The following is a 23,139-nucleotide window of genomic DNA, read 5'->3' on the forward strand; positions in this document are numbered from 1 at the left end:
AGTGAGTCAGGGCAGTGTGCATGTATCTCTTGATATTGTGCGCACTGGAAATGATTTCTTTACCCTCGACTTCCATGAGGCAGGCGCGGTAATGGTTTCGTGCGACGTCTGTCTTGACCAGATGGAGCAGCCCATAGAGACAACACAGCGTCTCGAAGTTAGATTTGGAACAGAAAACTCAGAAGAGGATGACCTTGTGACGGTGGCCGAGGACGAAGGAATACTCGATGTTACATGGTACCTCTACGAATTCATTGCTCTCGCAATCCCTATCAAGCATGTGCATGCACCTGGAAAATGCAACCCTGCTATGGTACGAGCTCTCGAGGAGTATTCTGCCGCCCGAAGCGGTGAGGAAGACGAGCAGGTGATGGATCCGCGCTGGGAAGCTCTATTAAAATTGAAAGAATAAAATATTAAACGTTTAAAGAATTATGGCACATCCAAAAAGAAGACAGTCAAAGACTCGTACACTCAAGAGAAGAACTCACGATAAGGCAGTAGCTCCTACATTGGCAGTATGCCCTAACTGTGGTGCTTATTATGTTTACCACACAGTTTGCCCAACTTGTGGTTACTATCGTGGCAAGGTTGCTGTCGTAAAGGAAACAGCTGAGTAAGCATGAGTAATATCAATGCGATTATAACAGGTGTCGCAGGTTACGTGCCTGACTATGTCCTCAACAACGAGGAACTGTCTCGCATGGTTGATACCAATGACGAGTGGATTACCACCCGTACAGGTATCAAGGAACGCCGCATCCTCACAGAAGAAGGACTCGGTACTTCCTATATGGCACGCAAGGCAGCCAAACTTCTGCTGAAGAAGACGGGTGCTGACCCTGACAGTATTGATGCTGTCATCGTTGCCACAACGACCCCTGACTATCCGCATCCTTCAACAGCTTCCATCGTTTTGGGCAAGCTGGGTCTGAAGAATGCTTTCGCATTTGACTTTGCTGCTGCATGTTGTGGATTCATGTATGCTTTCGATGTTGCCTGCAACATGATTCAGAGCGGTCGTCACAAGCGTATCATCGTTATCGGTGCTGACAAGATGTCGGCACTTACCGATTATCGTGATCGTGCAACGTGTCCGCTCTTCGGTGATGGTGCGGGTGCTGTGATGGTAGAAGGTACAACCGAAGAAGGCGTTGGTTTGATTGATTCTTATCATCGTACTGACGGCAAGGGACTTCCTTTCCTCCATGTCAAGGCGGGTGGTTCTGTATGTCCTTCATCCCGTTTTACAGTTGACCATCGTCTGCATTACACTTATCAGGAGGGTCGCACAGTCTTCCGTTATGCTGTAACGGCAATGGGAGACGATTGTGATACACTGTTGGAACGCAATGGATTGACGCAGGATGACATTGATTATGTAGTCTGTCATCAGGCTAACCTGCGCATCATTGAGGCAGTTGCAAAGCGGATTGGAGTCCCAGCTGAGAAGGTCTTGGTAAATATCCAGCGTTATGGTAATACCAGTGCTGCTTGTATGCCGCTCGTTCTCTGGGACTTCGAGTCACAGCTGAAGAAGGGTGACAACCTCATCTTCACTGGCTTCGGAGCTGGCTTCGTTAATGGTGCCACTTACTACAAGTGGGCATATGACGGAGATTCTGTAGCGGTTAAGAAATAAAGACTCTAAGTTATCATACAAAAAAACGCATCTTTCTTTTCTTATAAGATAGGTGCGTTTTTTGTTAAGGGACGTTAGCAGATGTATTCTTTGCTTCCGTTTCTCTCATAATAACAACAACAGAACATTTCAAAATCTCCTTCCCCGTGAAGGACATAGTGGTGGAAATATTATATGCACAAGGCAGGATTTGTAAATATCGTTGGTAATCCGAATGTCGGTAAGAGTACGCTGATGAATCAACTCGTCGGTGAGAAGCTCAGTATTGCTACATTCAAGGCACAGACAACACGCCATCGTATTATGGGAATTGTCAATACAGGGGATTCTCAGATAGTCTTTTCGGACACGCCAGGCGTACTGAAACCAAACTATAAGATGCAGGAGATGATGCTCCAGTTCTCTGAGTCAGCCTTGGCTGATGCCGATGTCCTGCTTTATGTAACGGATGTCGTTGAGAACCCGGAGAAGAATATGGACTTCCTTGAGAAGGTCTCAAAGATGACAATCCCTGTCATTCTTCTTATCAATAAGATTGACGAGAGTGACCAGAAGATGCTTGGCGACCTTGTGACGAAGTGGCATGGGCTGCTTCCTAATGCTGAGATTCTTCCCATATCGGCTAAGAATAAGTTTGGTACCGATATTCTTCTGAAGCGTGTCCATGAACTGTTGCCGGAGAGTCCGGCATTCTTCGACAAGGACCAGCTGACAGACAAGCCGGCAAGGTTCTTCGTGTCAGAGATTATCCGTGAGAAGATTCTACGCTATTACGACAAGGAAATTCCTTATTCTGTTGAGGTTGTCGTTGAGCGTTTCAAGGAAGATGACCGTCAGATTCACATCAATGCAATCATTTATGTGGAGCGTAGCAGTCAGAAGGGTATCATCATCGGACATCAGGGAATGGCACTCAAGAAGGTGTCTACTGAGGCACGCAAGAGTCTGGAGCGGTTCTTTGATAAGAAGATATTTCTTGAGACTTTCGTAAAAGTGGATAAGGACTGGCGCAACTCGCAGAAGGAACTGAATAATTTTGGGTATAACCCGGAGTAAGGGAGAACCTCCTACAACCCCTCCGAAGGAGGGGAGTGCCTGGAGGGATAGGCCGGAGAGAGATTTTATTAGCCTTATTGGACTAATAAGCCTTATTAGCCTAATAGTTCCCTTGATAATAAAAACAAATAGCCCTGACTGCTTAGTAGGGTACACTCTCGCACAATGCGAGGGCTGGGGAATGGTCATCCTCGGCAAATATTCATCGGGTGCCTGACCACATCCGGCGCCTTCTCATAGTAAGATAACGGCATAGCCCTGTTGTTATGAGGAGGGAAAAGACCAGCATAAATGGCAAATTTAGTAGCTATCGTGGGACGCCCGAACGTAGGTAAGTCCACACTTTTCAATCGATTAACCCAGACACGTCATGCAATTGTAAGCGATACTGCAGGTACAACACGTGACCGTCAGTATGGTAAGTGTCAGTGGAACGGACGTGAGTTCTCCGTTGTTGACACTGGCGGATGGGTTGTCAAGTCAGATGATATCTTTGAAGATGCAATCCGCAAGCAGGTGCTTGTGGCAACTGAAGAGGCGGATCTCGTGCTCTTTGTGGTTGATACAGAAACGGGTATTACCGACTGGGATGAGGATGTTGCGCTGATTCTTCGTCGCACCAAGCTCCCTGTACTTCTCGTTGCCAATAAGGTTGATAACAGTGGTGAGTATTATCAGGCAGCTGAGTTCTATAAACTCGGACTGGGAGAACCAATCTGTATCAGTGCTGCTACGGGTGGTGGTACGGGTGATTTGCTCGATATTCTGCTCGAAAAGATGAAGGATGTACCTGATGAGACAGTGGAACTGGACATCCCTCGCTTTGCAGTCGTAGGTCGTCCTAACGCAGGTAAGTCAAGTATTATCAATGCCTTCATCGGTGAGGACCGTAACATTGTGACAGAGATTGCAGGAACAACGCGCGATAGTATCTATACCCGTTACACCAAGTTCGGCTTCGATTTCTATCTGGTTGATACCGCCGGTATCCGCCGTAAGAACAAGGTAACCGAAGACTTGGAGTTCTATAGTGTCATGCGTTCCATCCGAAGCATCGAGAATTCTGATGTCTGCATCCTGATGCTGGATGCAACACGTGGTATTGAGGCGCAGGATATGAACATCTTTCAGCTCATACAGCGTAACAACAAGAGCCTTGTTGTCGTTGTGAACAAGTGGGACTTGGTGGAAGACAAGAACCAGAAGGTTATCGATACCTTTGAGAATGCTATCCGTAAGCGCATGGCACCGTTCGTTGACTTCCCAATCATTTTTGCTTCTGCACTGACCAAGCAGCGTATTTTCAAGGTTTTGGAGACGGCAAAAGAGGTTTATCAGAACCGCACGATACATATTGGTACAACGAAGCTGAACGAGGTGATGCTTCCTATTATTGAGGCAACGCCGCCACAGTCAGTGAAGGGAAAGTACATTAAAATCAAGTATTGCTCACAGCTACCTAATACACAGATTCCTTCTTTCGTTTTCTATGCGAACCTCCCACAGTACGTCAAGGAGCAGTATCGCCGTTTCCTGGAGAACAAGATACGTGAGAACTGGAACCTGCACGGCTGTCCGATTAACGTGTTCATCCGTCAGAAGTAGTCGCAGGAGGGGTGTGTATGAAGCGGATCATGCTACCCTTTCTTTTTGCTTCGGCATTGCTGTTGGTAGCTTGTGGAAGTAAGAAGGAAGAGGTTGATCAAGGAGAGTTGGCTGCACGGGCAGCCAAACTCTATTATGAACAACTGCTTGAAGGCAAGTACGAAGCCTTCTTGGAGGGTGAGAACCGTCCGGGAAAGCTGCCCGATGGCTATCGGAAACAGCTTCTGATTAATCTTCAGCAGTTTATGGAGCAGCAGAAGAGTCAGCACAAAGGGATTGATTCCATCTCGCTGGCTTCATCTGTATTCTCGGAGAAAGACAGTACGGCCAGTGCTTTTCTGCTTTTTCATTATGGTGACAAGACTACGGAACAGGTAGTTGTGCCGATGATAAAGAGGAAAGGTGTGTGGATGATGCGATAGGCATTGTGTGGATAATGGCATGTTTACCTTTAAGGCTGTTTGTACTAATGGAGATTACGGGTAGTCCTGGCGATAGAAAGTCGGTTTAATCTTAGATTCTTTTGCCTGAGCTGGGTCTTTATTGTCGGACGGATTTCCTGAAATAGAGAATGAAAAAGATGAAACAAAGCAAGTATCTCCTTTTGACGCTGCTGCTCATGGTCTTGGGAAGCAGCTGTGATAATCAGCGTAAGGTTCCACAGCAGGAGAATACTGCTGATACGGTTGTTGTGGTCAAGAAAGACTTGCTAAGTCTCTATGATAAGCAGATCAGAGCCTATTATCTGGACTTGACAAAAGTGTCGGATGGAGGAATCCTTTCTTTTCCGCAGAAGGCTCAAGTGGAATACACTGATATTGCTGTCGAACTGATAGATGAAGCAATCCGTCGCATGGGCTATAAACCCGTTGATAACGAGAGAGCCAGAGAAGCTATTCTGAAATATTTTGGTGTTGATGTAAGCCAAAGTAATGATATTCAATTGACGAGAGGCTTCAGAACGTACATCTTTAAGAATGGCAATGCAACAGAACGGGCTAAGCAGGAAAAGGCGATGGGTGGTGACAGTTTCGACGAACAAGAGTATTTCTGGAACAGACTTGTCTATGTACCAAACTACAATTACATCATTACTTCCCCCACAATTGACAGTGCGGTAAAGATTGAGGGGCTGTCTGAATATGCCATAGATGAGAATCACAGGAAAACAATAAAACGTGGAAAACTCTATTTTAACTTCAATGATAGCATATTTTTCAACGAAAACAATTTTATCTTCTATGATAGTAAAGACGCTCTTGAATGGTTGAAGAAGAACGAAGCTGCGTTTCTCATAGACCTGCTGCGTGAGTATGGATATGACAGGAACGAAGAAATAAACAAGTTAGTAATGGCTAACATGTTGAAAGAATATACTGATGTTGATGACCCTTGGATTCTTGACAATACTTTAGCCAGTAAAAGAAAGGCGAAGCACGCAAAAGTTGAAATCAGAAAAGGACTTTTGAAAAGCATCTTGAAACTACCTGCAACAGAAGAAAATATGGAGTGGATAAGGCTCTTCAATGATTATATAGACTACCTGTTGAATATAGAGGAGCAAAAACTTCCTATGTGGATGACTGAATTCACGAAGGAAGAACGCTATAAGGTTGCAGCCTATCTTTGTTATTATCTCTATAAGTTCAGTAAGAAGTATGACCGAGAGGATACTTCTCTCCTTGGACACGAGCTCTATTACAACGATTCTTTCCGCAACTATATTGATAGCCGGCATTATTTTAGTCTCCCTGGTTTTGAAACACTATGTGACAAGGTTTATGAGGAGTATGATGTGGCTGTGAAGATTAAAACAAGCCAAGACGAATGAGAATGATAAACTTTCCATTTGCTTTTGTTGACAGAATTGTGAACCCGATTCTTTCTAAGTATGTGGGACTTTGCGTCTGTCGATCTTATGGGAGAAACTTTTTTTTGTCCTGTTTTTTCTTTCCTTCATTTTCAATCTACGCTCTCTTGCACTTCAATTAAGGCTTAATTGCGGTTCAAAAGGGCGTTAATTGAAGCTCAATTAAGGCTTAATTGAAGTCCAATTAAGCACCTTTTTCGCACGACTTTATAACTAATTGATTTACTGCTGGTTGCAAACTTGCTTTTTACACATGTTTTTCCTTTGTTTGCAGATGATTTATTCGAAATCATGTAATGATTTTTCAAAACCCTATCTATGTTGGGTATGAACTCCTCTTGTCCTTCTAACTTTACGTAGCTGATACGCCTTCGTTACAAAGACAGACAATCTGCTCGACAATAAAACAAAACCTGTTCAGGCTCAAATGACTGATTTGCGGTTGGCTTTATCGGACAACAACAGAAATAGATAAGCCCTTATCCCCCTGTTTAGCAGGAAGGATAAGGGCTTGTTTCTGTATATTTCAGAACTGATAAGTTGCTGAATTTCCTTATAATGTAGTCTTGTTTTTTTCCATGCTCTTGACTTTCTTGAAGAGGTCAGAGGCGAAGACAAGGTCGTTCAGTTTCTTGTTCTGGGACGAGATTACGGAGTCCTTGTCGCCTTGCCATTCTTTCTTGCCGTCAGCAATGAAGATGATATTTTCACCAATGCCCATCACCGAGTTCATGTCGTGGGTGTTGATGATGGTTGTCATATTGAACTCACGTGTGATACTTGTCAGCAGTTCGTCGATGACCAATGAGGTTTTTGGGTCCAGTCCGGAGTTAGGCTCGTCACAGAAAAGATATTTCGGATTCATAACGATGGCTCTTGCAATGGCAACACGCTTCTGCATACCGCCCGAAATCTCACCGGGGAACTTCTCTTCGGCGCCGGTCAGGTTTACACGCTCAAGGCATTCCATAGCCCTTTTGTCACGTTCCTGTGAGGTCATGTCCGAGAACATATCCAAAGGGAAACGCACGTTTTCCAGCACGGTAAGCGAGTCGAAGAGAGCTGCACCCTGGAAAATCATTCCCATCTCACGACGCATGAGAATCTTCTCTTTCTTTGTCAGGTTGACAAAGTTACGTCCGTCATAGAGTACCTCGCCCTTTGTCGGGTCGAGCAGACCAGTGAGCGAACGCATCAGAACAGTCTTTCCTGCACCGCTCTGTCCGATGATGAGGTTTGTTTTTCCGTCTTCAAAAACGGTGTTTATATCCTTCAGCACTTCTTTATTGCCGAATGATTTATAGAGATGTTTTACTTCAATCATATTATGAGTATTTGTCAGGAGTTAAGGAGTGAAATGGAGTTAAGACAAATGTTCATCCATCTAATCTGTCATAGCATGGTTATTGGCAATACCACGGCAATATGCATTGAGCAACTTACTTGCTTCTTCAATCTTATTGTGAAGCTGTTGATACTGCTCCATGTATATATATTCTAAATCTCGTGATAAGATAATATAGTCTCTACACTCCTCTGAACTTCCTTGTGCAATGTTCATAAAACGTAATTTATCTTGTCGCCCCAGTTTCTTATATTCTTCTGCTATGTCAGCTTCGATAGATACGGCTGCTCTTCGGAACTGAGACGTTAGTCCAAACTTTTCCTCAGAAGGAAATAGTTTCGTTACTTTATATACACAAAGAACAAAGCTATGAGCTTTCTGCCATGCAATTATTTTTTCAAAACTATATGTTTGAGGATAGTAGAACATAAACTTTAATGCTTTTATTTTAGAGTATAATAGCTTGAGATGAGTTAGGAATTAAATTTGAAGTTGTTTTCTGATACTGTACAAAGCTGGTGTTGTCTTAACTCCATTTCACTCCTTGACTTCTTTAACTCCTTTGTTAACTCAACAACTGTGTGAGGAATACATCGCTGAAGAGAATTAGCACGCTTGAGCAGACTACTGCATCCGTGGAAGCCTTGCCCACTTCAACACTTCCGCCATTCACCGTATAGCCCATATATGAGGATACGCTTGAGATGATAAAGGCGAAGAAGAATCCCTTGATGATACTCATCCACATGAACCATGAGTTGAAGTCGTGCTGCAGTCCTGCGGTAAGGTCTATGGGGGTGATGATGTGTGCGATGTATGCCGTAGCGTATGCACCGACGATACCGGTTGCTGCCGAGAAGATGACAAGGAACGGCATAATGGTAATGAGTCCCAGTATTTTGGGGAGGATGAGGTAACTGGCAGAGTTGATACCCATAATCTCCAAGGCATCAATCTGTTGTGTCACGCGCATCGTTCCTAACTCAGATGCAATGTTTGAACCCACCTTGCCCGACAGGATAAGACACATGATACTGCTGGAGAACTCCAGAAGCATAATCTCGCGTGTTACATAACCCGATACCCAATGCGGCATCCAGGGGCTCTGCACGTTGAGTTTTATCTGTATACATATAACGGCACCGATGAAGAAGGAGATGAGTAGGACGATGCCGATGGAATCAACACCCAGCTGTGACATCTCCTTGATATAGCGTTTCAGGAACATCCTCATTCTCTCAGGGCGACTGAGTGATCGTCCCATCAGTATAAGATAATTGCCGAATGTGTTCAGCCACTTGAAGATAAGCATGATCTTTCTGTTTGGTTTTAAAGTTGCAAAATTAACCAAAATATCACAGAAAGCGGAAAGAAAGACATTATTTAATAAAATCTTTCCTTTTGCTCTGAAAGGTAAAGTGCCCATACGTTTAGTGCACTAAGTGTTTCCTCTTTCTCTATGTTGATGGATAGTTTCTGAAACAAACCGGCATATTGTGGCAATAAATTATGAACTGCAGCTTGTTCAATTGTTGTAATAACAAAAATGTAGCAGATACTTATGGGGGCATTAATAGGATTATTTGATGTCTGATGTTAATTTAACAGCTTTTTATTTGTATAAGTTTTAAAAAAGTATTAATATTGCAGACAAATCACTTATATGTTATGTTGTGATTGCATTTTTACAGAGTCTGGTAGAAGATAAAAGCATATCGAACATATTGTTTGTGTTCGGCAGATAAATTAAATAACTTCTTTCCCTTAACGGGGGAAGCCTAACTAACAAAAGCGTATGATGAAAAATTTACTTGTTTCAGCTTTGTTTCTAAGTTGTGTGAAACTTGTTTCGGCTCAGACTATTCCAAGTGAGCGTGTTGTTCTCAGTATAGCGCCTAATGCTACTGATGTTTCTTTTGTGGTTCGTACGGATGCAAATGCCCCTTTGGTCTGCAATTTTGGAGAGAATGAGGGGATCAAGACTTTCAATGCGGCAACGGATGGCAGCCTGACGAAGGTTGAATATACCTTTGTATATGCTTCCCCGAATGAGCGGACTATAGAAGTGGCTGCTGATAAGTTAGTTACTTTGCGTATTGTGCAGAAGAAACAGGTCAATGGGGTGTTGGAGGTGAAGTCTTCGGTACTACAGAACCTGAATGTTGATTATGTGGACTTGGTTAAGCATAACAAGGTTGACGTGACGCAGTGTCCTAACCTGGAAGTCCTCACTTTGACTTTTACTGGTGTGGAAGAGATAGTCCTGCCTAAGAGTGATATGTTGAAGTCCGTGCAGGCTTCACCAACAATTCTGGGTCAGGGGTCACTGAAAAAGGTTAATAACTGGGATGCGCCAAATCTTACCCAGATAGGTTTCGTGGGTGCTTCTATTGACACATTAGATGTGAGAAACAATACTCATCTGACGTCACTCATCTGTTCTTTACCAGCAAAGAACAAGGGGCTTCGTGGTATCAAGGGTGCCAAGAAGCTGAAGGAGCTGACGATGCTTGATGTTCGGGGAAACAACTTGGCTTTTGACCAGATTCCTGACCGATATGTTGTGGATGCACCACTGGAGGATTTCAGGTATTCATCGCAGGGCTCTTATCTCGTTCCAAAGAGCAAGATGGATGGTCTTAGTGTCGATTTGTCCGACCTGTTCTTTACTCGTGGTATCTCTACGGTGCGTGAGAAGACGGAGTTCGTATGGAAGTATAAGGCGAATGAAACAGCTGCTTATCAGCCTGTTCCTGCTGATATGATGACAAGCGAGTCTGGCAAGTTTACTTTTGATGCCAGTCTTTCGGAGGACGAAGTTCTGCGTGTGTACTGTACGATGCGTAATGGTGGCTATCCTGGTATTGGTGTGAAGGGAAAGAACACCATCAGTACTTATATGCTCAAGCTCGATAAGACCGCTGCAGGTATTTCTGGTGTGACGGCAAATGCGTCTTCGTTTGTTGTTTCTGCTACGGATACAGGTTGTCGTATCGAGTCGTCCAAGCCTCAGAAAGCTACTGTCTATGGTATTGATGGCAAGATTGTTTGGTTGGGTCAAGTACCAGCATTGGTTGACTTGGAGCGTGGTATATATGTCGTTCGTTCAGAATCAGGTGATTATATGAAGCTGATGCGATAGGTTGAGGGAGAAAGTCGTCACTTATAAAAATATAAACAGCAGGGTGGGATACCATTCTGCTGTTTGTCGTTTTAGTGATATTTTCGTGTATTTGCGGAGTATTTAACCTCTTACTGACAGCTATCTGCTTTTTATTTCGTAATTTTGCAGCGATTGTGGAGATGGTATCAGGTGATGACGGGACGAGAGCGTCGGAGCCTTTTTCTGTTCCCTATGGTTTCAGTAAAGTTCATTATCATGCTGGATTTGCAAAAAGAGAAAGATAACGCAGAGTTTGATAAGATTGTTGTACGCCCCGAAGGCGAGGGGAGCATCCTCCGCACGGACAGATTGGTGAAACGGTACGGAAAGCGTACGGTTGCCAATGGTGTGAGCATCAATGTCAAACAGGGAGAAATCGTGGGACTGCTCGGACCGAATGGTGCGGGCAAGACGACATCGTTCTATATGACGACTGGTCTGGTCGTTCCGAACGAGGGACATGTATATATTGACGACCAGGAGATTACCAACTTCCCAGTCTACAAACGTGCCCGTGCCGGCATCGGCTATCTTCCGCAGGAGGCGAGTGTCTTCCGCAAGATGAGTGTGGAGGATAATATCATGAGCGTGCTGGAGATGACGAAGCTGTCGAAGCAGGAACGTATCGACAAGATGGAAAGTCTTATCCGCGAGTTCCGACTGGAGAAGGTGCGCAAGAACCTCGGTGACCGTCTTTCCGGTGGTGAGCGTCGCCGTTGCGAGATAGCCCGTTGCCTGGCTATCGACCCGAAATTCATCATGCTCGATGAACCGTTTGCAGGTGTCGACCCTATTGCCGTTGAGGATATTCAGCACATCGTATGGCGTTTGAAGTTCCGTAATATCGGTATTCTCATCACCGACCATAATGTACACGAGACGCTGAACATCACCGACCGTGCCTATCTTCTCTTCGAGGGGCGCATCCTCTTCAAGGGTACGCCAGAGGAACTGGCTGCCAACAAGATTGTTAAGGAGAAGTACCTCGGTACAGACTTCGTCCTGCAGAAGAAAGACTTTCAGCTGCTCGACCAGCGTAAACGGGCGCAGGAGGATACCTTGGAGGTTGCTGCTCCGCAGGAAAAGTTCTTGTAGTCGTGTTCTTGTCATGCAGAAAGCACCGTGTGTAGCGAATTATTTTCATGGTAAGAAAGAATTATTTTCATGAAGAAAAATATTTCTTTTCGTGAAGAAAAATATTTCTTTTCATGAAAATAATTCGGCAATGATACCTTTCTTTCATCCTATAACGTCCCGGAAAAGAAGCCTGCTTGTGGTAAAACTCTGCATAAGAATCGGCTGTAAGCAGGCTTGTTAGTTCTTGTGCCCCAGGTTATCTTGGTTAAAAAAACAAATTTCCACTTATATATTATAAGGTTATGCGATTTTTTAAGTACCTTTGCACTCCAAAGACCGCAAGGGGGTGGTGTGCCTTCTTGTGAATCTATGCTTTTGATAAATAATAATAAACATAATATATAACATCAAAGATGAAAATTTCATTTGAGAATCCCGACAAAGTGAACGGTTTGATGACCATCACTGTTGAGGAAGCTGATTACAAGGATGAGGTTGAGAAAACCCTCAAGGATTATCGCAAGCGTGCCAATGTTCCTGGTTTCCGTCAGGGTCAGGTGCCTATGGGACTGATTAAGCGTCAGTATGGTCCACAGGTGAAGATGGATGCTATCAATAAGATTCTTGGTGAGAACCTCCAGAAATATATTGCTGACAACAAGATTCAGATGCTGGGTCAGCCAATGGGTTCTGAGTCTCAGGAAGCTGTTGACTTGGAGAAGCCAGCTCCTTACGAGTTCAAGTTTGATATTGCTGTAGCTCCAGAGTTCAAGATTGAACTGAACGGAAAGAATAAGATTGACTACTACGAGATTGCAGTTGACGACAAACTGATTGACCAGCAGGTGGAGATGTTCCAGAGTCGTGCAGGTCGCTATGACAAGGCGGAGTCTTTCGACCCAGAGCAGCGTGATATGCTGAAGGGTGACCTCCGTGAGTTGGATGAGAATGGAAACACACTCGAGGGTGGTATCACCGTTGAGGGTGCATCATTGATGCCACAGTATATCAAGGTTGAAGACCAGAAGAAGCTCTTTGATGGTGCTAAGACTGGTGACATCATCACTTTCAACCCGACAGCAGCTTACCCGGACAATGATATCGAGGTTTCTTCACTCTTGAAGATCAAGAAAGAGGAAGTTGCAGAGCACAAGGGTAACTTCTCTTATCAGATTACTGAGATTTCACGCTTCGTAAAGGCTGAGAACAATGCTGAACTTTGGAAGGGTGTTTACGGTGAGGACGCTGACATCAAGGATGAAGCTGCTTTCCGCAAGACTATTGCTGACGGATTGACAGCACAGTTGAAGGGTGATTCTGACTATAAGTTTGTTCAGGACCTCCGTGCTTACTGCGAGAAGAAAGTAGGCGAGCTGACATTCCCGGATGCTATCCTGAAGCGCATTATGCTGGCTAACAACCAGGATAAGGGCGAGGAGTTTGTAGAGAAGAACTACGCTCAGAGCATTAAGGAGCTGACATGGCACCTGATTAAGGAGCAGTTGGCTAAGGACAACAACATCAAGGTTGAAGACGACGATGTTCGTGAGAGTGCTCGTCAGATGGCTCGTGCACAGTTCGCTCAGTATGGTATGACCAATATTCCAGAGGACTATCTGAATGGTTATGCTGATGAGATGCTGAAGAAGCGTGAGAATATTGACTCATTCGTTGAGGCTGCTCTTGACCGTAAGATCGCTGCTGCCATCAAGGAGGTAGTTAAGCTGAACGTTAAGACTGTAAGTCTTGAAGAGTTCAATAAACTCGTAAGCGAGCAATAAATTTAAGAAAAATCTTCCTTTATATATAGAGGTTATCGATTTTTTTGCTTATCTTTGCTTTAGATATGCTGGCTGGTGTCGCTCTGAGTGGCATGGTGTTTGCATAGATGGCAATGATAGGAGAGGTCGATAGCCTCTATTTTTTGTCACAATAAATCATATAGAAAGGAAAACAATGAACGATTTTAGAAGGTATGCCACAGGGCATCTTGGGATGAGTGGTATGGTGCTTGATGATGTCATAAAGGCACAGGCGCAGTATCTGAACCCATATATCCTTGAGGAGCGTCAGCTGAATGTGACCCAGATGGACGTGTTTTCACGTCTGATGATGGAACGAATCATCTTCCTCGGCACACAGGTGGATGATTATTCAGCCAATACTATTCAGGCACAGCTTCTTTACCTGGATTCTGTTGACCCGGGTAAGGATATATCTATTTATATTAACTCTCCTGGCGGAAGTGTCACGGCGGGTCTGGGTATCTATGATACCATGCAGTTTATCTCCAGTGACGTTGCTACACTCTGTACAGGTATGGCTGCCTCAATGGCTGCCGTATTGCTCGTTGCAGGTCAGGAAGGCAAACGTTCTGCCCTGAAGCACAGTCGTGTTATGATTCATCAGCCGCTCGGTGGTGTGCAGGGTCAGGCGTCTGATATTGAGATTGAAGCACGGGAGATACAGAAGTTCAAGAAGGAACTCTATACCATCATCAGCGAGCACTCTCATCAGCCATTTGAGAAGGTGTGGAACGACAGTGACCGTAACTACTGGATGACGTCCGCAGAGGCTAAGGAGTACGGTATGATTGATGAGGTCCTGATGAGGAAACCAGTAAGTAACGCTTCAGAAGAAGTAAAGTAAAGGATAGATAATGCCCCAGAAGAAATGTAGTTTTTGTGGTCGGGGTGAGAAGGAAGTAAAGCTCCTTATCACTGGCTTGAACGGCTATATCTGTGAGGAATGTGCACAGCAGGCTTACAATATCGTCATGCAGACAGGTGCGTTAGCGCAGTCGCAGAATGGCAATGATGAGGCTTTTAAGCTCAAGAAAGTTCCTAAGCCAAAGGAAATCAAGAAGTATCTTGATGAGTATATCATTGGTCAGGACGAGGCGAAACGTTATCTTGCTGTAGCTGTTTACAACCATTACAAGCGTTTGCAACAGCCTAAGGATGATGACGGTGTTGAGATAGAGAAGAGCAATATCATCATGGTAGGTTCTACAGGTACGGGTAAGACATTGCTCGCCCGCACCATAGCAAAGCTCCTTGATGTGCCCTTTACCATTGTTGATGCGACCGTATTCACTGAAGCCGGATACGTAGGTGAGGATGTGGAGAGCATTCTCTCACGCCTGTTGCAGGTTGCCAATTATGACGTTCCTGCCGCCGAGCGTGGTATTGTCTTCATCGATGAGATTGACAAGATTGCACGCAAGAGCGACAATCCGAGTATCACCCGTGATGTTAGCGGTGAGGGTGTACAGCAGGGTTTGCTGAAACTCCTTGAGGGAACGATGGTGAACGTGCCGCCAAAGGGTGGACGTAAGCATCCTGACCAGGATTATATACATGTTGATACCCGCAATATTCTCTTTATCTGTGGTGGTGCCTTTGACGGTATCGAACGTAAGATAGCACAGCGACTCAATACACATACGGTTGGTTACAACTCTGTGCAGAACGTTGCCAAGATAGATAAGACAGACTTGATGAAGTATGTCCTGCCGCAGGACTTGAAGTCGTTTGGTCTCATTCCTGAGATTATCGGACGTCTGCCGGTACTTACTTATCTTAATCCGCTTGACCGTGAGGCATTGCGTAAGATTCTTGTTGAACCCAGAAACTCCATCGTAAAGCAGTATATCAAGCTGTTCAGCATGGACGGAATTACGCTCAGCTTCACGGAATCTGCTCTTGACTATATCGTAGACAAGGCTGTCGAGTATAAACTCGGAGCCCGTGGCTTGCGCTCTATTGTTGAGGCTGTGATGATGGATGCCATGTTCGATGTGCCGTCACGACGCATCAAGTCGTTTGAGGTGACGGAAGAATACGTCCGTCAGCAACTTGATAAGGCTCATATTCAGAAATCGAATAAAGTCTCATAACCTAATATATACAGCCTGCTGAAGTGAAGAAGACTTTGCTTCAGTGGGCTGTGTGTCTTTCTACTGAACCGAAAAAGATTGGAACATACCCAGCTATTAACATGACACAAGAAGTCAATCTTACCGAAAAACTAAAACATTACTTTGGCTTTGACAAGTTCAAAGGCGACCAAGAGGCTATTATCCGCAATCTTCTTGACGGACAAGATACCTTTGTGCTGATGCCGACAGGTGGTGGCAAGAGTCTTTGTTATCAGCTTCCTTCATTGATTATGGAAGGAACGGCGATAGTCGTTTCTCCGCTCATTGCATTGATGAAGAACCAGGTGGACGTCATCAATGGAATCAGCGAGGAAGATGGTGTGGCGCATTATCTCAACTCTTCCTTGAAGAAAGCCGAAATCGATCAGGTGCGTTCGGACATTGTTTCTGGTCGCACAAAACTGCTTTATGTGGCTCCGGAGTCCTTGAACAAAGAGGAGAATATGGAGTTCCTTAAGTCGGTGAAGATTAGCTTCTACGCTATAGATGAGGCACATTGTATCTCTGAGTGGGGACATGACTTCCGCCCTGAGTACCGTAAGATTCGTTATGCCATCGAAACGATTGGCACTGCGCCTGTCATTGCACTTACCGCAACGGCTACTGACAAGGTACGTACTGACATTGTGCGCAGTCTGGGCATTGAGGATTGTGCGGAGTTCAAGAGTTCTTTCAACCGTCCTAACCTTTATTATGAGGTGCGTCCGAAGAAGAATGATGACGATACGAATAAGCAGATTATCAAGTTTATCAAGCAGCATGCGGGCAAGAGCGGCATCATCTATTGTCTTTCACGCAAGAAGGTGGAAGAGCTGGCAGCCATTCTGCAAGCCAACGACATCAAGGCTGCTCCCTATCATGCCGGACTTGACTCGGAGACACGCTCCAAGACACAGGACGACTTCCTTATGGAAGAACTGGATGTGATTGTGGCAACGATAGCTTTCGGTATGGGTATCGACAAGCCTGATGTGCGTTTCGTCATACATTATGACATTCCGAAGAGTCTTGAGGGTTATTACCAGGAAACTGGACGTGCCGGACGTGATGGAGAGGAAGGGATATGTGTCGTGTTCTATTCCAAGAAAGACCTCAATAAACTGGAGAAGTTCATGGAGGGAAAGCCTGTTGCTGAACAGGATATCGGGCGTCAGCTGTTACAGGAAACGGAAGCCTATGCGGAATCATCTGTCTGTCGTAGGAAGATGCTGTTGCATTACTTTGGTGAGGAGTATCCGAAGGAGAACTGCTGTATGTGCGACAACTGTCTGCATCCCAAGAAAAAGATTGAAGGTCAGAAGCAACTTCTCATTGTCCTTCAGGCTGTCAAGACGCTGAAAGAGAACTTCCGGCAGGAGTATGTCATCGACTTTGTGCGGGGTAGGGCTACTGACGACCAGAAAGACCACAAGCACGACGAGTTAGATGAATTCGGTGAGGGTGAGGACGAAGATCCGAAGATATGGAATCCTGTGATACGTCAGGCGTTACTGGCTGGCTATCTGAAGAAGGATGTAGAGAACTATGGACTGTTGAAGCTGACTTCTGCCGGTAAGCGGTTCATGAAGTCGCCCGAGTCGTTTATGATAGTTATGGATGCCGAATTCAAGGAGGAGGATGAGGACGATGAGCCAATGATGGGTTCGGCGGTGCTTGATCCGGAACTCTTCTCCATGCTGAAGAACCTTCGCAAGAAGATTGCGCGTAAGTTGGAAATCCCCCCTTATGTTATCTTCCAGGATGTTTCCTTGGAGCAGATGGCAATGATGTATCCTGTCAACGAACAGGAACTGCAGAATATCCAGGGCGTCGGTGCCGGTAAGGCGAAACGTTATGGAAAGGAGTTCTGTGAACTGATAAAGCAGCATTGTGAGGAGAATAACATCGAACGTCCGGAGGAACTGCGTGTCAGGACAGTAGCAAAGAAGTCGATGCAGAAGGTCAAGATTATACAGAGTATCGACCGTCAGTTGCCGCTTGATGACATCGCATCAGCTGAAGGACTTGATTTCGATGACCTGCTGACAAAGATAGAGGAGATTGTCTATAGTGGAACGAAACTCAACATCGACTACTTCCTTGAGGATGTGTATGATGAAGACCAGATAGACGATATCTACGATTATTTCATGGATAGCGAAACTGACAGTCTTGATGCTGCGATGGAAGAACTTGATGGCGATTACAGCGAAGAAGAAATCCGCCTTGTCCGCATCAAGTTCCTGTCAGAGATGGCCAACTGATGCCGTCCGCCCCTGTAGTTTCAAGGGCGTGTAATCATCTGTCTGCAAGGGATGCAGGCTTTGCGCTTCCGTTAACTTGTCTGTAGCGGACGCATGCACCGGCATCCCCTGCGGATATATCCCACAATGCCTTAGCGGCATCTTCTTCCTTTGACGGCTTGAAAACCTGAAAGGAAGCCACAGTGTTCTGCCCTTTCCAACAGTTGGCCATGAAATATTTATAAATCTTAATAATGTAATTTATTTATTCCATATATTTGGATATTTGTAATCTATTTGTTACCTTTGCTTATGGATAAACTAGTAAGAGAAATCATTTACTCGCCAGAGTATGAAGCCTATTATGCAGGTTTGGATTCAAGAACCAAAGAGAAGTACGATTATGTGGAACATATTATCAAAACACAGGATGTGGTAAAGAAGAAGTATGTAAAGCATTTAGAGAATACAGAACTTTACGAGGTACGTGTCTCTTTAGGGAGTAATGAGTATCGTACGATTCTCTTTGCTGTGGACGCTGCAAGTTTCATGCAGGCAACGAAGATTCTGTATCTTAATTCTTTTTTGAAGAAAGATACGAAACAATATAAGCGAGAGATAAGCAAGGCTTACAGGTTGTTGGAAAAATATATGGAGGATTAGTTATGGTAAAGTTAGATGAAAACAAATTGTCGATGTTGCGCACCTCTTCTGAACGTCTGGCAGAGAAGTATGGTGAGCCTGGTTCACCCGAACGTGAAGAGTTCGAGGCACGTGCCAAGGCTTATTATTATGCAGAATTACTAAAAGAACAGCGTAAGCAGCAGAAGATGACACAGCAGCAATTGGCTGATAAGATAGGCAAGGAGCGGGAATATATCTCAAATATCGAGCGTGGAAACAGTGATATGCAGCTTTCTACCTTTATGCAAATAGCGAATGCTTTAGGACTTCGTTTTGCATTGGTTGTAGGGTAGTTATGCTGGTGATAAGAAATAAGTTGACTCCGCTTCGGTAGTATATTGCAAGGTATTTAGCACTCAGCACCATTGGTGTTTACCAACAGCACGATATGTGCGGGGTAACAACACGATATGTGTGGAGTAATAACATGTTAGCTGAAGATGGAAATGTAGGGCCTTTACGGTTATTATAAAGAATTATTGTAAGAAGATAATGGCTAACTCACATGGGAAACATTTGCCAGGAAGTTCTAAAAATAATTCTTTCTTTTCATGTAAAAAAAACAAGAAAGAGACTGAATCAGAAAGTGGTCAGTGGTTAATGAAGGGTGGTACAAGTTTAGTCAAATCTTCAATTAAGCCTTCTGACGAATGTGTATGGCGTGCATTCTTACTTCTGAATCAGCCTCTTGGTATTTATAATGTTTTTGTTTTATTCTGCGCAGCTCTGTGATTTTACAGCAACGAGCATCCAAACGGTCTTTTCCTGCTCTTTGAGGAAATCGCTCATCAGTGAAACTGTTGTATCATCCTTTGCATCTGAAGCAAGTTCGATGATTCTGCGCTCACGTGCAATCAGTGTCTTGTAAGTTGTTAAGAGGATGTCAAGTGCCTCATTGCTACAGCTTACGACACCAACTTCTTTGAGTTCTGCTGTCTGTAAATAGGCACTGTAACGGCTCTCCGGAGTACTACCTAACTGAAGGATACGCTCTGCTACCTCGTCAACCTTCTCAGCAGTGTCGTTGTAAAGCTCTTCATACTTTCTGTGCATGATGAAGAACCCATGCCCCTTTACGTTCCAATGGAAGCCACGAAGGTTACTGTAATATACCTGAAGGTCTGCCAGTAAAACTGAAAGTTCGTTTACTACGTTCTGTACCTTCTTCTCATCTAAACCTAACAAATCTAATGTTTTCATCTTTAATATGTTCTTAAGTTGTTGTTTCTTGTTTTCGTTTGCAAAGTTATTGAGTTTGTCAATCTACCACAACAGATAAATTCTATACACTCATTGATACAGTCTATAGATGCTTGTTATTGTCTGATAATGAGTAGATTATTGTCTACATGTTGACTTTTATAAAGTGTGGATGCGGGCTTGATATTTTATAGTCATTGGCGAAAGGCAGGGAATATGTTAAGGAATAAATATTAAATACTTTTAATAAGGTGTGAGAAAAACCGGAAAAAGCCTGTCTGTTTGATTTTTAATTGCTAAATTTGCATGCAATAAATTTCTAAAATACAATTATGTCATCATTTGTTGCAGACAAAATCATGATGGACGGCTTGACCTACGATGACGTCCTTTTAGTCCCGGCTTATTCAGAAGTACTGCCCAAAGAGGTGGAGTTGAAAACCAAGTTTTCACGTCACATTGAACTCAATGTGCCTTTCGTTACGGCGGCTATGGACACCGTTACGGAGAGTTCGATGGCAATTGCCATTGCACGTGAAGGCGGTATCGGTGTGATTCACAAGAACATGAGCATCGAAGAACAGGCACATCAGGTTGCTATCGTGAAGCGAGCTGAGAACGGTATGATTTATGACCCGGTTACTATCCGGCAGGGACGTACCGTGAAGGATGCACTTGACATGATGGCTGACTATCACATCGGTGGTATTCCTGTTGTTGATGAAGATAACCATCTTGTGGGTATTGTCACCAACCGTGACCTCCGTTTTGAGCGTCATCTGGACAAACTTATTGACGAGGTGATGACCAGGGAAAACCTTGTTACTACCCATCAGCAGACTGATCTCATGGCAGCTGCACAGATTCTGCAGGAAAACAAGATTGAGAAATTGCCAGTAATCGACCGTGAGAACCATCTCGTGGGTCTGATTACCTATAAGGATATTACCAAAGCCAAGGACAAGCCGATGGCTTGTAAGGATGAGAAGGGTCGTCTGCGTGTGGCGGCTGGTGTCGGTGTTACCGGCGATGCGATGGAACGTGCACAGGCACTTGTTGCTGCAGGTGTTGATGCCATCGTCATTGATACCGCTCACGGACATTCTGCCGGTGTGATCGGCAAGCTGCACGACGTGAAGGCAGCCTTCCCTAACCTTGATGTTGTTGTGGGTAACATTGCAACAGGTGAAGCTGCAAAGTTCCTTGTTGACAATGGTGCTGACGCCGTTAAGGTGGGTATCGGTCCGGGGTCTATCTGTACGACACGTGTCGTAGCAGGTGTCGGCGTACCACAGCTGAGTGCTATCTATGATGTGTGCAAGGCGTTGGAGGGGACAGGCGTGCCATTGATTGCTGATGGTGGTCTGCGTTACTCTGGCGATGTTGTAAAGGCACTGGCAGCTGGTGGCAGCAGTGTGATGATTGGTTCGCTGGTTGCTGGTACGGAAGAGTCACCTGGTGATACGATCATCTTCAACGGACGTAAGTTCAAGAGCTACCGTGGTATGGGCTCATTGGAGGCAATGGAACAGAAGAACGGCTCACGTGACCGTTACTTTCAGGGTGACGTCGGCGATGTGAAGAAACTTGTGCCGGAAGGTATTGCTGGTCGTGTTCCTTACAAGGGAACCGTACAGGAGGTTATCTATCAGCTTGTTGGTGGTCTTCGTTCGGGTATGGGTTACTGCGGTGCAGCTTCTATCGAAGGCTTGCATAACGCCAAGTTCACACGTATCACCAATGCCGGTGTGATGGAAAGTCATCCACATGACATCACCATCACCAGCGAGGCACCAAACTATTCGCGCCCGGAATAATAAAAAGACGATAAATAATAAGCCCTCTTCCCTGCTTTGTCAGGGGAGAGGGTACCTGTGTTTTAAAATAATAACAATGAAATTCAAGGTACTTCTATCAGTTGCACTGCTCTCAGCAACAATAGCATACGGGCAGACAGACCCGACAATAATGACTATCAACGGACAGCCGGTGAGCCGTTCGGAATTTGAGTATTCGTACAATAAGAACAATGCTAAGGGGGTGATTGACAAGAAGAGTGTTGATGAGTATGTTGATCTCTTCATCAATTACAAACTGAAGGTACAGGCTGCACTCGATGCACGTCTTGACACACTCAGTTCTTTCAAGAAAGAGTTTCTCAGCTATCGCAACCAGCAGGTACGCCCGACGTTCATCACTGATGCTGACGTTGAGACTGAAGCACGTAGGATTTACCGTGAGACGCAGCAGCAGGTTGAGGCTAATGGCGGACTGTGGCATTGCGCACATATTCTCATCGGATTGAGCCAGCATGCGCCACAGGATGAAGAAACTGCTGCAAAGCAGTTGGCTGACTCCATTTACACGGCTCTCCAAGGCGGAGCTGACTTTGCAGAACTTGCGAAGAAATATTCAACGGATGTCAACTCTGCCAAGGATGGCGGCGACCTTCCACATCTTCAGAAAGGGCAGACAGTATCTGAATTCGAGAAGGCAATGTTGGCATTGAGTCCAGGACAAATAAGCACTCCTGTGCTTTCACCTTTCGGTTATCATATCATCAAGATGTTTGGGCGTGAGAACTTTCCGACTTATGAAACGCTCCGGGCTGACATCATGCAGTACATTGAGATGCGTGGATTGCGTGAACAGATTATCGACCAGAAACTTGATTCGCTCGTACAGAAGGAGGGAAAGAGTGTTACGCAGGAGCAGTTGCTCGACAGGAAACTTGCCTCATTAGAAGAGAAAGATGCGGGCATGAAGAACCTTATCCGTGAATATTATGACGGTCTGCTGATGATTGAAATGAGTAACCGTACTGTCTGGGACAAGGCTGCCAAGGACGAAAAGGCACTCGAAGCCTATTTCCGTAAGCATAAGAAACAATATAAGTGGGCTGAACCACGTTTTAAGGGTATTGCCTATCACGTGAAGACAAAGGCTGATGTAGATGCCGTGAAGGCTTGTGTGAAGAATCTGCCTTTCAATAAGTGGGCAGCGAAACTACGTGACACGTTCAATGCTGATAATACAATCCGCATCCGTGTAGAGAAAGGTATCTTCCGCAAGGGTGACAATGCGCTTATAGACCGTGATGTCTTCGGTGTGAAGGCAACTGTTAAGTCAGTTGACGGATACCCGATTGACGCAGTATTCGGCAAGAAACTCAAGGTCCCCGAGAGCCTGGACGATGTGCGCGACCTTGTTGTATCCAGCTATCAGGAAGAACTGGAGAAGGAATGGGTGGCTGCATTGCGCAAGAAGTATAAGGTAGTTGTTGACAAGAATGTGCTTTCAACAGTCAATAAGCATTAAGAAAATAAAGGAATTCA

22 protein-coding genes (1 of these 22 only partly in view) are annotated in these 23,139 nt (G+C 44.8%); 17 read left to right on the top strand and 5 right to left on the bottom strand.

The window, feature by feature from the left end:
- The 7 genes from ADJ77_RS00350 to ADJ77_RS00380 form a co-directional block, all read left to right on the top strand.
- On the top strand, window positions 1–412 hold the 3' portion of the coding sequence (locus ADJ77_RS00350) for a YceD family protein (protein ID WP_025078690.1). 107 nt of this gene lie to the left of the window's left edge; the window shows 412 of its 519 coding nt (coding positions 108–519); its start codon lies beyond the left edge, outside the window; the stop codon is at window positions 410–412.
- A 22-nt stretch (window positions 413–434) separates the two neighbouring features.
- Window positions 435–620 carry a 50S ribosomal protein L32 gene (gene rpmF / locus ADJ77_RS00355; RefSeq protein ID WP_004382259.1) on the top strand — a complete coding sequence of 62 codons (186 nt, stop codon included), beginning with the start codon at window positions 435–437 and terminating at the stop codon, window positions 618–620.
- 2 nt (window positions 621–622) lie between these two features.
- Window positions 623–1,642, top strand: a complete 1,020-nt coding sequence (locus ADJ77_RS00360; protein ID WP_025078691.1) for a beta-ketoacyl-ACP synthase III — start codon at window positions 623–625, stop codon at window positions 1,640–1,642.
- A gap of 174 nt (window positions 1,643–1,816) precedes the next feature.
- The gene (gene era / locus ADJ77_RS00365; protein ID WP_025078692.1) at window positions 1,817–2,698 is read left to right on the top strand and encodes a GTPase Era; all 882 of its coding nucleotides are present in this window, start codon (window positions 1,817–1,819) and stop codon (window positions 2,696–2,698) included.
- Window positions 2,699–2,989: 291 nt separating this feature from the next.
- Window positions 2,990–4,303, top strand: a complete 1,314-nt coding sequence (der, locus tag ADJ77_RS00370; RefSeq protein ID WP_025078693.1) for a ribosome biogenesis GTPase Der — start codon at window positions 2,990–2,992, stop codon at window positions 4,301–4,303.
- A gap of 17 nt (window positions 4,304–4,320) precedes the next feature.
- Window positions 4,321–4,725, top strand: a complete 405-nt coding sequence (locus ADJ77_RS00375; protein WP_050695904.1) for a hypothetical protein — start codon at window positions 4,321–4,323, stop codon at window positions 4,723–4,725.
- A gap of 149 nt (window positions 4,726–4,874) precedes the next feature.
- Window positions 4,875–6,134: a hypothetical protein gene (locus tag ADJ77_RS00380; protein WP_025078694.1), complete on the top strand. Its 1,260-nt coding sequence runs from the start codon at window positions 4,875–4,877 to the stop codon at window positions 6,132–6,134.
- Window positions 6,135–6,726: 592 nt separating this feature from the next.
- Here the strand turns inward: ADJ77_RS00380 and ADJ77_RS00385 are convergent.
- The 3 genes from ADJ77_RS00385 to ADJ77_RS00395 form a co-directional block, all read right to left on the bottom strand.
- The gene (locus ADJ77_RS00385; RefSeq protein WP_025078695.1) at window positions 6,727–7,497 is read right to left on the bottom strand and encodes an ABC transporter ATP-binding protein; all 771 of its coding nucleotides are present in this window, start codon (window positions 7,495–7,497) and stop codon (window positions 6,727–6,729) included.
- 60 nt (window positions 7,498–7,557) lie between these two features.
- The gene (locus tag ADJ77_RS00390; RefSeq protein WP_025078696.1) at window positions 7,558–7,947 is read right to left on the bottom strand and encodes a four helix bundle protein; all 390 of its coding nucleotides are present in this window, start codon (window positions 7,945–7,947) and stop codon (window positions 7,558–7,560) included.
- 136 nt (window positions 7,948–8,083) lie between these two features.
- Entirely contained in the window at window positions 8,084–8,830 is a 747-nt protein-coding gene (locus tag ADJ77_RS00395; RefSeq protein ID WP_025078697.1) for an MlaE family ABC transporter permease, read from the bottom strand.
- 483 nt (window positions 8,831–9,313) lie between these two features.
- On the opposite strand from ADJ77_RS00395, the gene ADJ77_RS00400 reads away from it, so the two are divergent.
- The 6 genes from ADJ77_RS00400 (at window position 9,314) to recQ (ending at window position 17,941) form a co-directional block, all read left to right on the top strand.
- Complete coding sequence (locus ADJ77_RS00400; RefSeq protein ID WP_025078698.1) at window positions 9,314–10,660, top strand: hypothetical protein; 1,347 nt, start codon at window positions 9,314–9,316, stop codon at window positions 10,658–10,660.
- A gap of 213 nt (window positions 10,661–10,873) precedes the next feature.
- Entirely contained in the window at window positions 10,874–11,776 is a 903-nt protein-coding gene (gene lptB, locus ADJ77_RS00405) for an LPS export ABC transporter ATP-binding protein (RefSeq protein ID WP_394330586.1), read from the top strand.
- A gap of 395 nt (window positions 11,777–12,171) precedes the next feature.
- Window positions 12,172–13,539, top strand: a complete 1,368-nt coding sequence (tig, locus tag ADJ77_RS00410) for a trigger factor (protein WP_025078700.1) — start codon at window positions 12,172–12,174, stop codon at window positions 13,537–13,539.
- Between the two features lie 175 nt (window positions 13,540–13,714).
- Complete coding sequence (gene clpP / locus ADJ77_RS00415) at window positions 13,715–14,407, top strand: ATP-dependent Clp endopeptidase proteolytic subunit ClpP (RefSeq protein WP_025078701.1); 693 nt, start codon at window positions 13,715–13,717, stop codon at window positions 14,405–14,407.
- A gap of 10 nt (window positions 14,408–14,417) precedes the next feature.
- The gene (clpX, locus tag ADJ77_RS00420) at window positions 14,418–15,656 is read left to right on the top strand and encodes an ATP-dependent Clp protease ATP-binding subunit ClpX (RefSeq protein WP_025078702.1); all 1,239 of its coding nucleotides are present in this window, start codon (window positions 14,418–14,420) and stop codon (window positions 15,654–15,656) included.
- A gap of 101 nt (window positions 15,657–15,757) precedes the next feature.
- Window positions 15,758–17,941, top strand: a complete 2,184-nt coding sequence (gene recQ, locus ADJ77_RS00425; protein WP_050696202.1) for a DNA helicase RecQ — start codon at window positions 15,758–15,760, stop codon at window positions 17,939–17,941.
- A gap of 34 nt (window positions 17,942–17,975) precedes the next feature.
- Here recQ and ADJ77_RS13680 read toward each other — a convergent pair whose 3' ends face one another.
- Window positions 17,976–18,122, bottom strand: coding sequence for a hypothetical protein (locus tag ADJ77_RS13680; RefSeq protein WP_154663373.1), 147 nt, complete (start codon window positions 18,120–18,122; stop codon window positions 17,976–17,978).
- A gap of 110 nt (window positions 18,123–18,232) precedes the next feature.
- On the opposite strand from ADJ77_RS13680, the gene ADJ77_RS00430 reads away from it, so the two are divergent.
- Together ADJ77_RS00430 and ADJ77_RS00435 are read left to right on the top strand one after the other, a co-directional pair.
- Entirely contained in the window at window positions 18,233–18,583 is a 351-nt protein-coding gene (locus ADJ77_RS00430) for a type II toxin-antitoxin system RelE/ParE family toxin (RefSeq protein WP_025078703.1), read from the top strand.
- Window positions 18,584–18,585: 2 nt separating this feature from the next.
- Window positions 18,586–18,897, top strand: coding sequence for a helix-turn-helix domain-containing protein (locus ADJ77_RS00435; RefSeq protein ID WP_050695905.1), 312 nt, complete (start codon window positions 18,586–18,588; stop codon window positions 18,895–18,897).
- A 418-nt stretch (window positions 18,898–19,315) separates the two neighbouring features.
- On the opposite strand, the gene ADJ77_RS00440 is transcribed toward ADJ77_RS00435, so the two are convergent.
- Window positions 19,316–19,804 carry a Dps family protein gene (locus tag ADJ77_RS00440; RefSeq protein ID WP_025078705.1) on the bottom strand — a complete coding sequence of 163 codons (489 nt, stop codon included), beginning with the start codon at window positions 19,802–19,804 and terminating at the stop codon, window positions 19,316–19,318.
- Window positions 19,805–20,136: 332 nt separating this feature from the next.
- Between ADJ77_RS00440 and guaB the strand changes: the two genes are divergently transcribed.
- Window positions 20,137–21,621: an IMP dehydrogenase gene (gene guaB / locus ADJ77_RS00445; protein WP_050695906.1), complete on the top strand. Its 1,485-nt coding sequence runs from the start codon at window positions 20,137–20,139 to the stop codon at window positions 21,619–21,621.
- Between the two features lie 76 nt (window positions 21,622–21,697).
- Entirely contained in the window at window positions 21,698–23,122 is a 1,425-nt protein-coding gene (locus ADJ77_RS00450) for a peptidylprolyl isomerase (RefSeq protein WP_050695907.1), read from the top strand.
- Window positions 23,123–23,139 lie beyond the last annotated feature (17 nt).

Origin of the sequence: Prevotella fusca JCM 17724 (assembly GCF_001262015.1) — a bacterium.
Taxonomy (GTDB): Bacteria; Bacteroidota; Bacteroidia; order Bacteroidales; family Bacteroidaceae; genus Prevotella; species Prevotella fusca.

What these genes read in the sequence shown, in the direction of transcription:
- ADJ77_RS00435 (WP_050695905.1), top strand. Translation starts at nt 18,586, where the DNA reads ATGGTAAAGTTAGATGAAAACAAATTGTCGATGTTGCGCACCTCTTCT.
- ADJ77_RS00390 (WP_025078696.1), bottom strand. Translation starts at nt 7,947, where the DNA reads ATGTTCTACTATCCTCAAACATATAGTTTTGAAAAAATAATTGCATGG.
- clpP (WP_025078701.1), top strand. Translation starts at nt 13,715, where the DNA reads ATGAACGATTTTAGAAGGTATGCCACAGGGCATCTTGGGATGAGTGGT.
- era (WP_025078692.1), top strand. Translation starts at nt 1,817, where the DNA reads ATGCACAAGGCAGGATTTGTAAATATCGTTGGTAATCCGAATGTCGGT.
- ADJ77_RS00430 (WP_025078703.1), top strand. Translation starts at nt 18,233, where the DNA reads ATGGATAAACTAGTAAGAGAAATCATTTACTCGCCAGAGTATGAAGCC.
- ADJ77_RS00395 (WP_025078697.1), bottom strand. Translation starts at nt 8,830, where the DNA reads ATGCTTATCTTCAAGTGGCTGAACACATTCGGCAATTATCTTATACTG.
- ADJ77_RS00375 (WP_050695904.1), top strand. Translation starts at nt 4,321, where the DNA reads ATGAAGCGGATCATGCTACCCTTTCTTTTTGCTTCGGCATTGCTGTTG.
- recQ (WP_050696202.1), top strand. Translation starts at nt 15,758, where the DNA reads ATGACACAAGAAGTCAATCTTACCGAAAAACTAAAACATTACTTTGGC.
- tig (WP_025078700.1), top strand. Translation starts at nt 12,172, where the DNA reads ATGAAAATTTCATTTGAGAATCCCGACAAAGTGAACGGTTTGATGACC.
- ADJ77_RS00380 (WP_025078694.1), top strand. Translation starts at nt 4,875, where the DNA reads ATGAAAAAGATGAAACAAAGCAAGTATCTCCTTTTGACGCTGCTGCTC.
- lptB (WP_394330586.1), top strand. Translation starts at nt 10,874, where the DNA reads ATGGTTTCAGTAAAGTTCATTATCATGCTGGATTTGCAAAAAGAGAAA.
- ADJ77_RS00400 (WP_025078698.1), top strand. Translation starts at nt 9,314, where the DNA reads ATGATGAAAAATTTACTTGTTTCAGCTTTGTTTCTAAGTTGTGTGAAA.
- ADJ77_RS00385 (WP_025078695.1), bottom strand. Translation starts at nt 7,497, where the DNA reads ATGATTGAAGTAAAACATCTCTATAAATCATTCGGCAATAAAGAAGTG.
- der (WP_025078693.1), top strand. Translation starts at nt 2,990, where the DNA reads ATGGCAAATTTAGTAGCTATCGTGGGACGCCCGAACGTAGGTAAGTCC.
- ADJ77_RS00450 (WP_050695907.1), top strand. Translation starts at nt 21,698, where the DNA reads ATGAAATTCAAGGTACTTCTATCAGTTGCACTGCTCTCAGCAACAATA.
- rpmF (WP_004382259.1), top strand. Translation starts at nt 435, where the DNA reads ATGGCACATCCAAAAAGAAGACAGTCAAAGACTCGTACACTCAAGAGA.
- guaB (WP_050695906.1), top strand. Translation starts at nt 20,137, where the DNA reads ATGTCATCATTTGTTGCAGACAAAATCATGATGGACGGCTTGACCTAC.
- ADJ77_RS00360 (WP_025078691.1), top strand. Translation starts at nt 623, where the DNA reads ATGAGTAATATCAATGCGATTATAACAGGTGTCGCAGGTTACGTGCCT.
- clpX (WP_025078702.1), top strand. Translation starts at nt 14,418, where the DNA reads ATGCCCCAGAAGAAATGTAGTTTTTGTGGTCGGGGTGAGAAGGAAGTA.
- ADJ77_RS00440 (WP_025078705.1), bottom strand. Translation starts at nt 19,804, where the DNA reads ATGAAAACATTAGATTTGTTAGGTTTAGATGAGAAGAAGGTACAGAAC.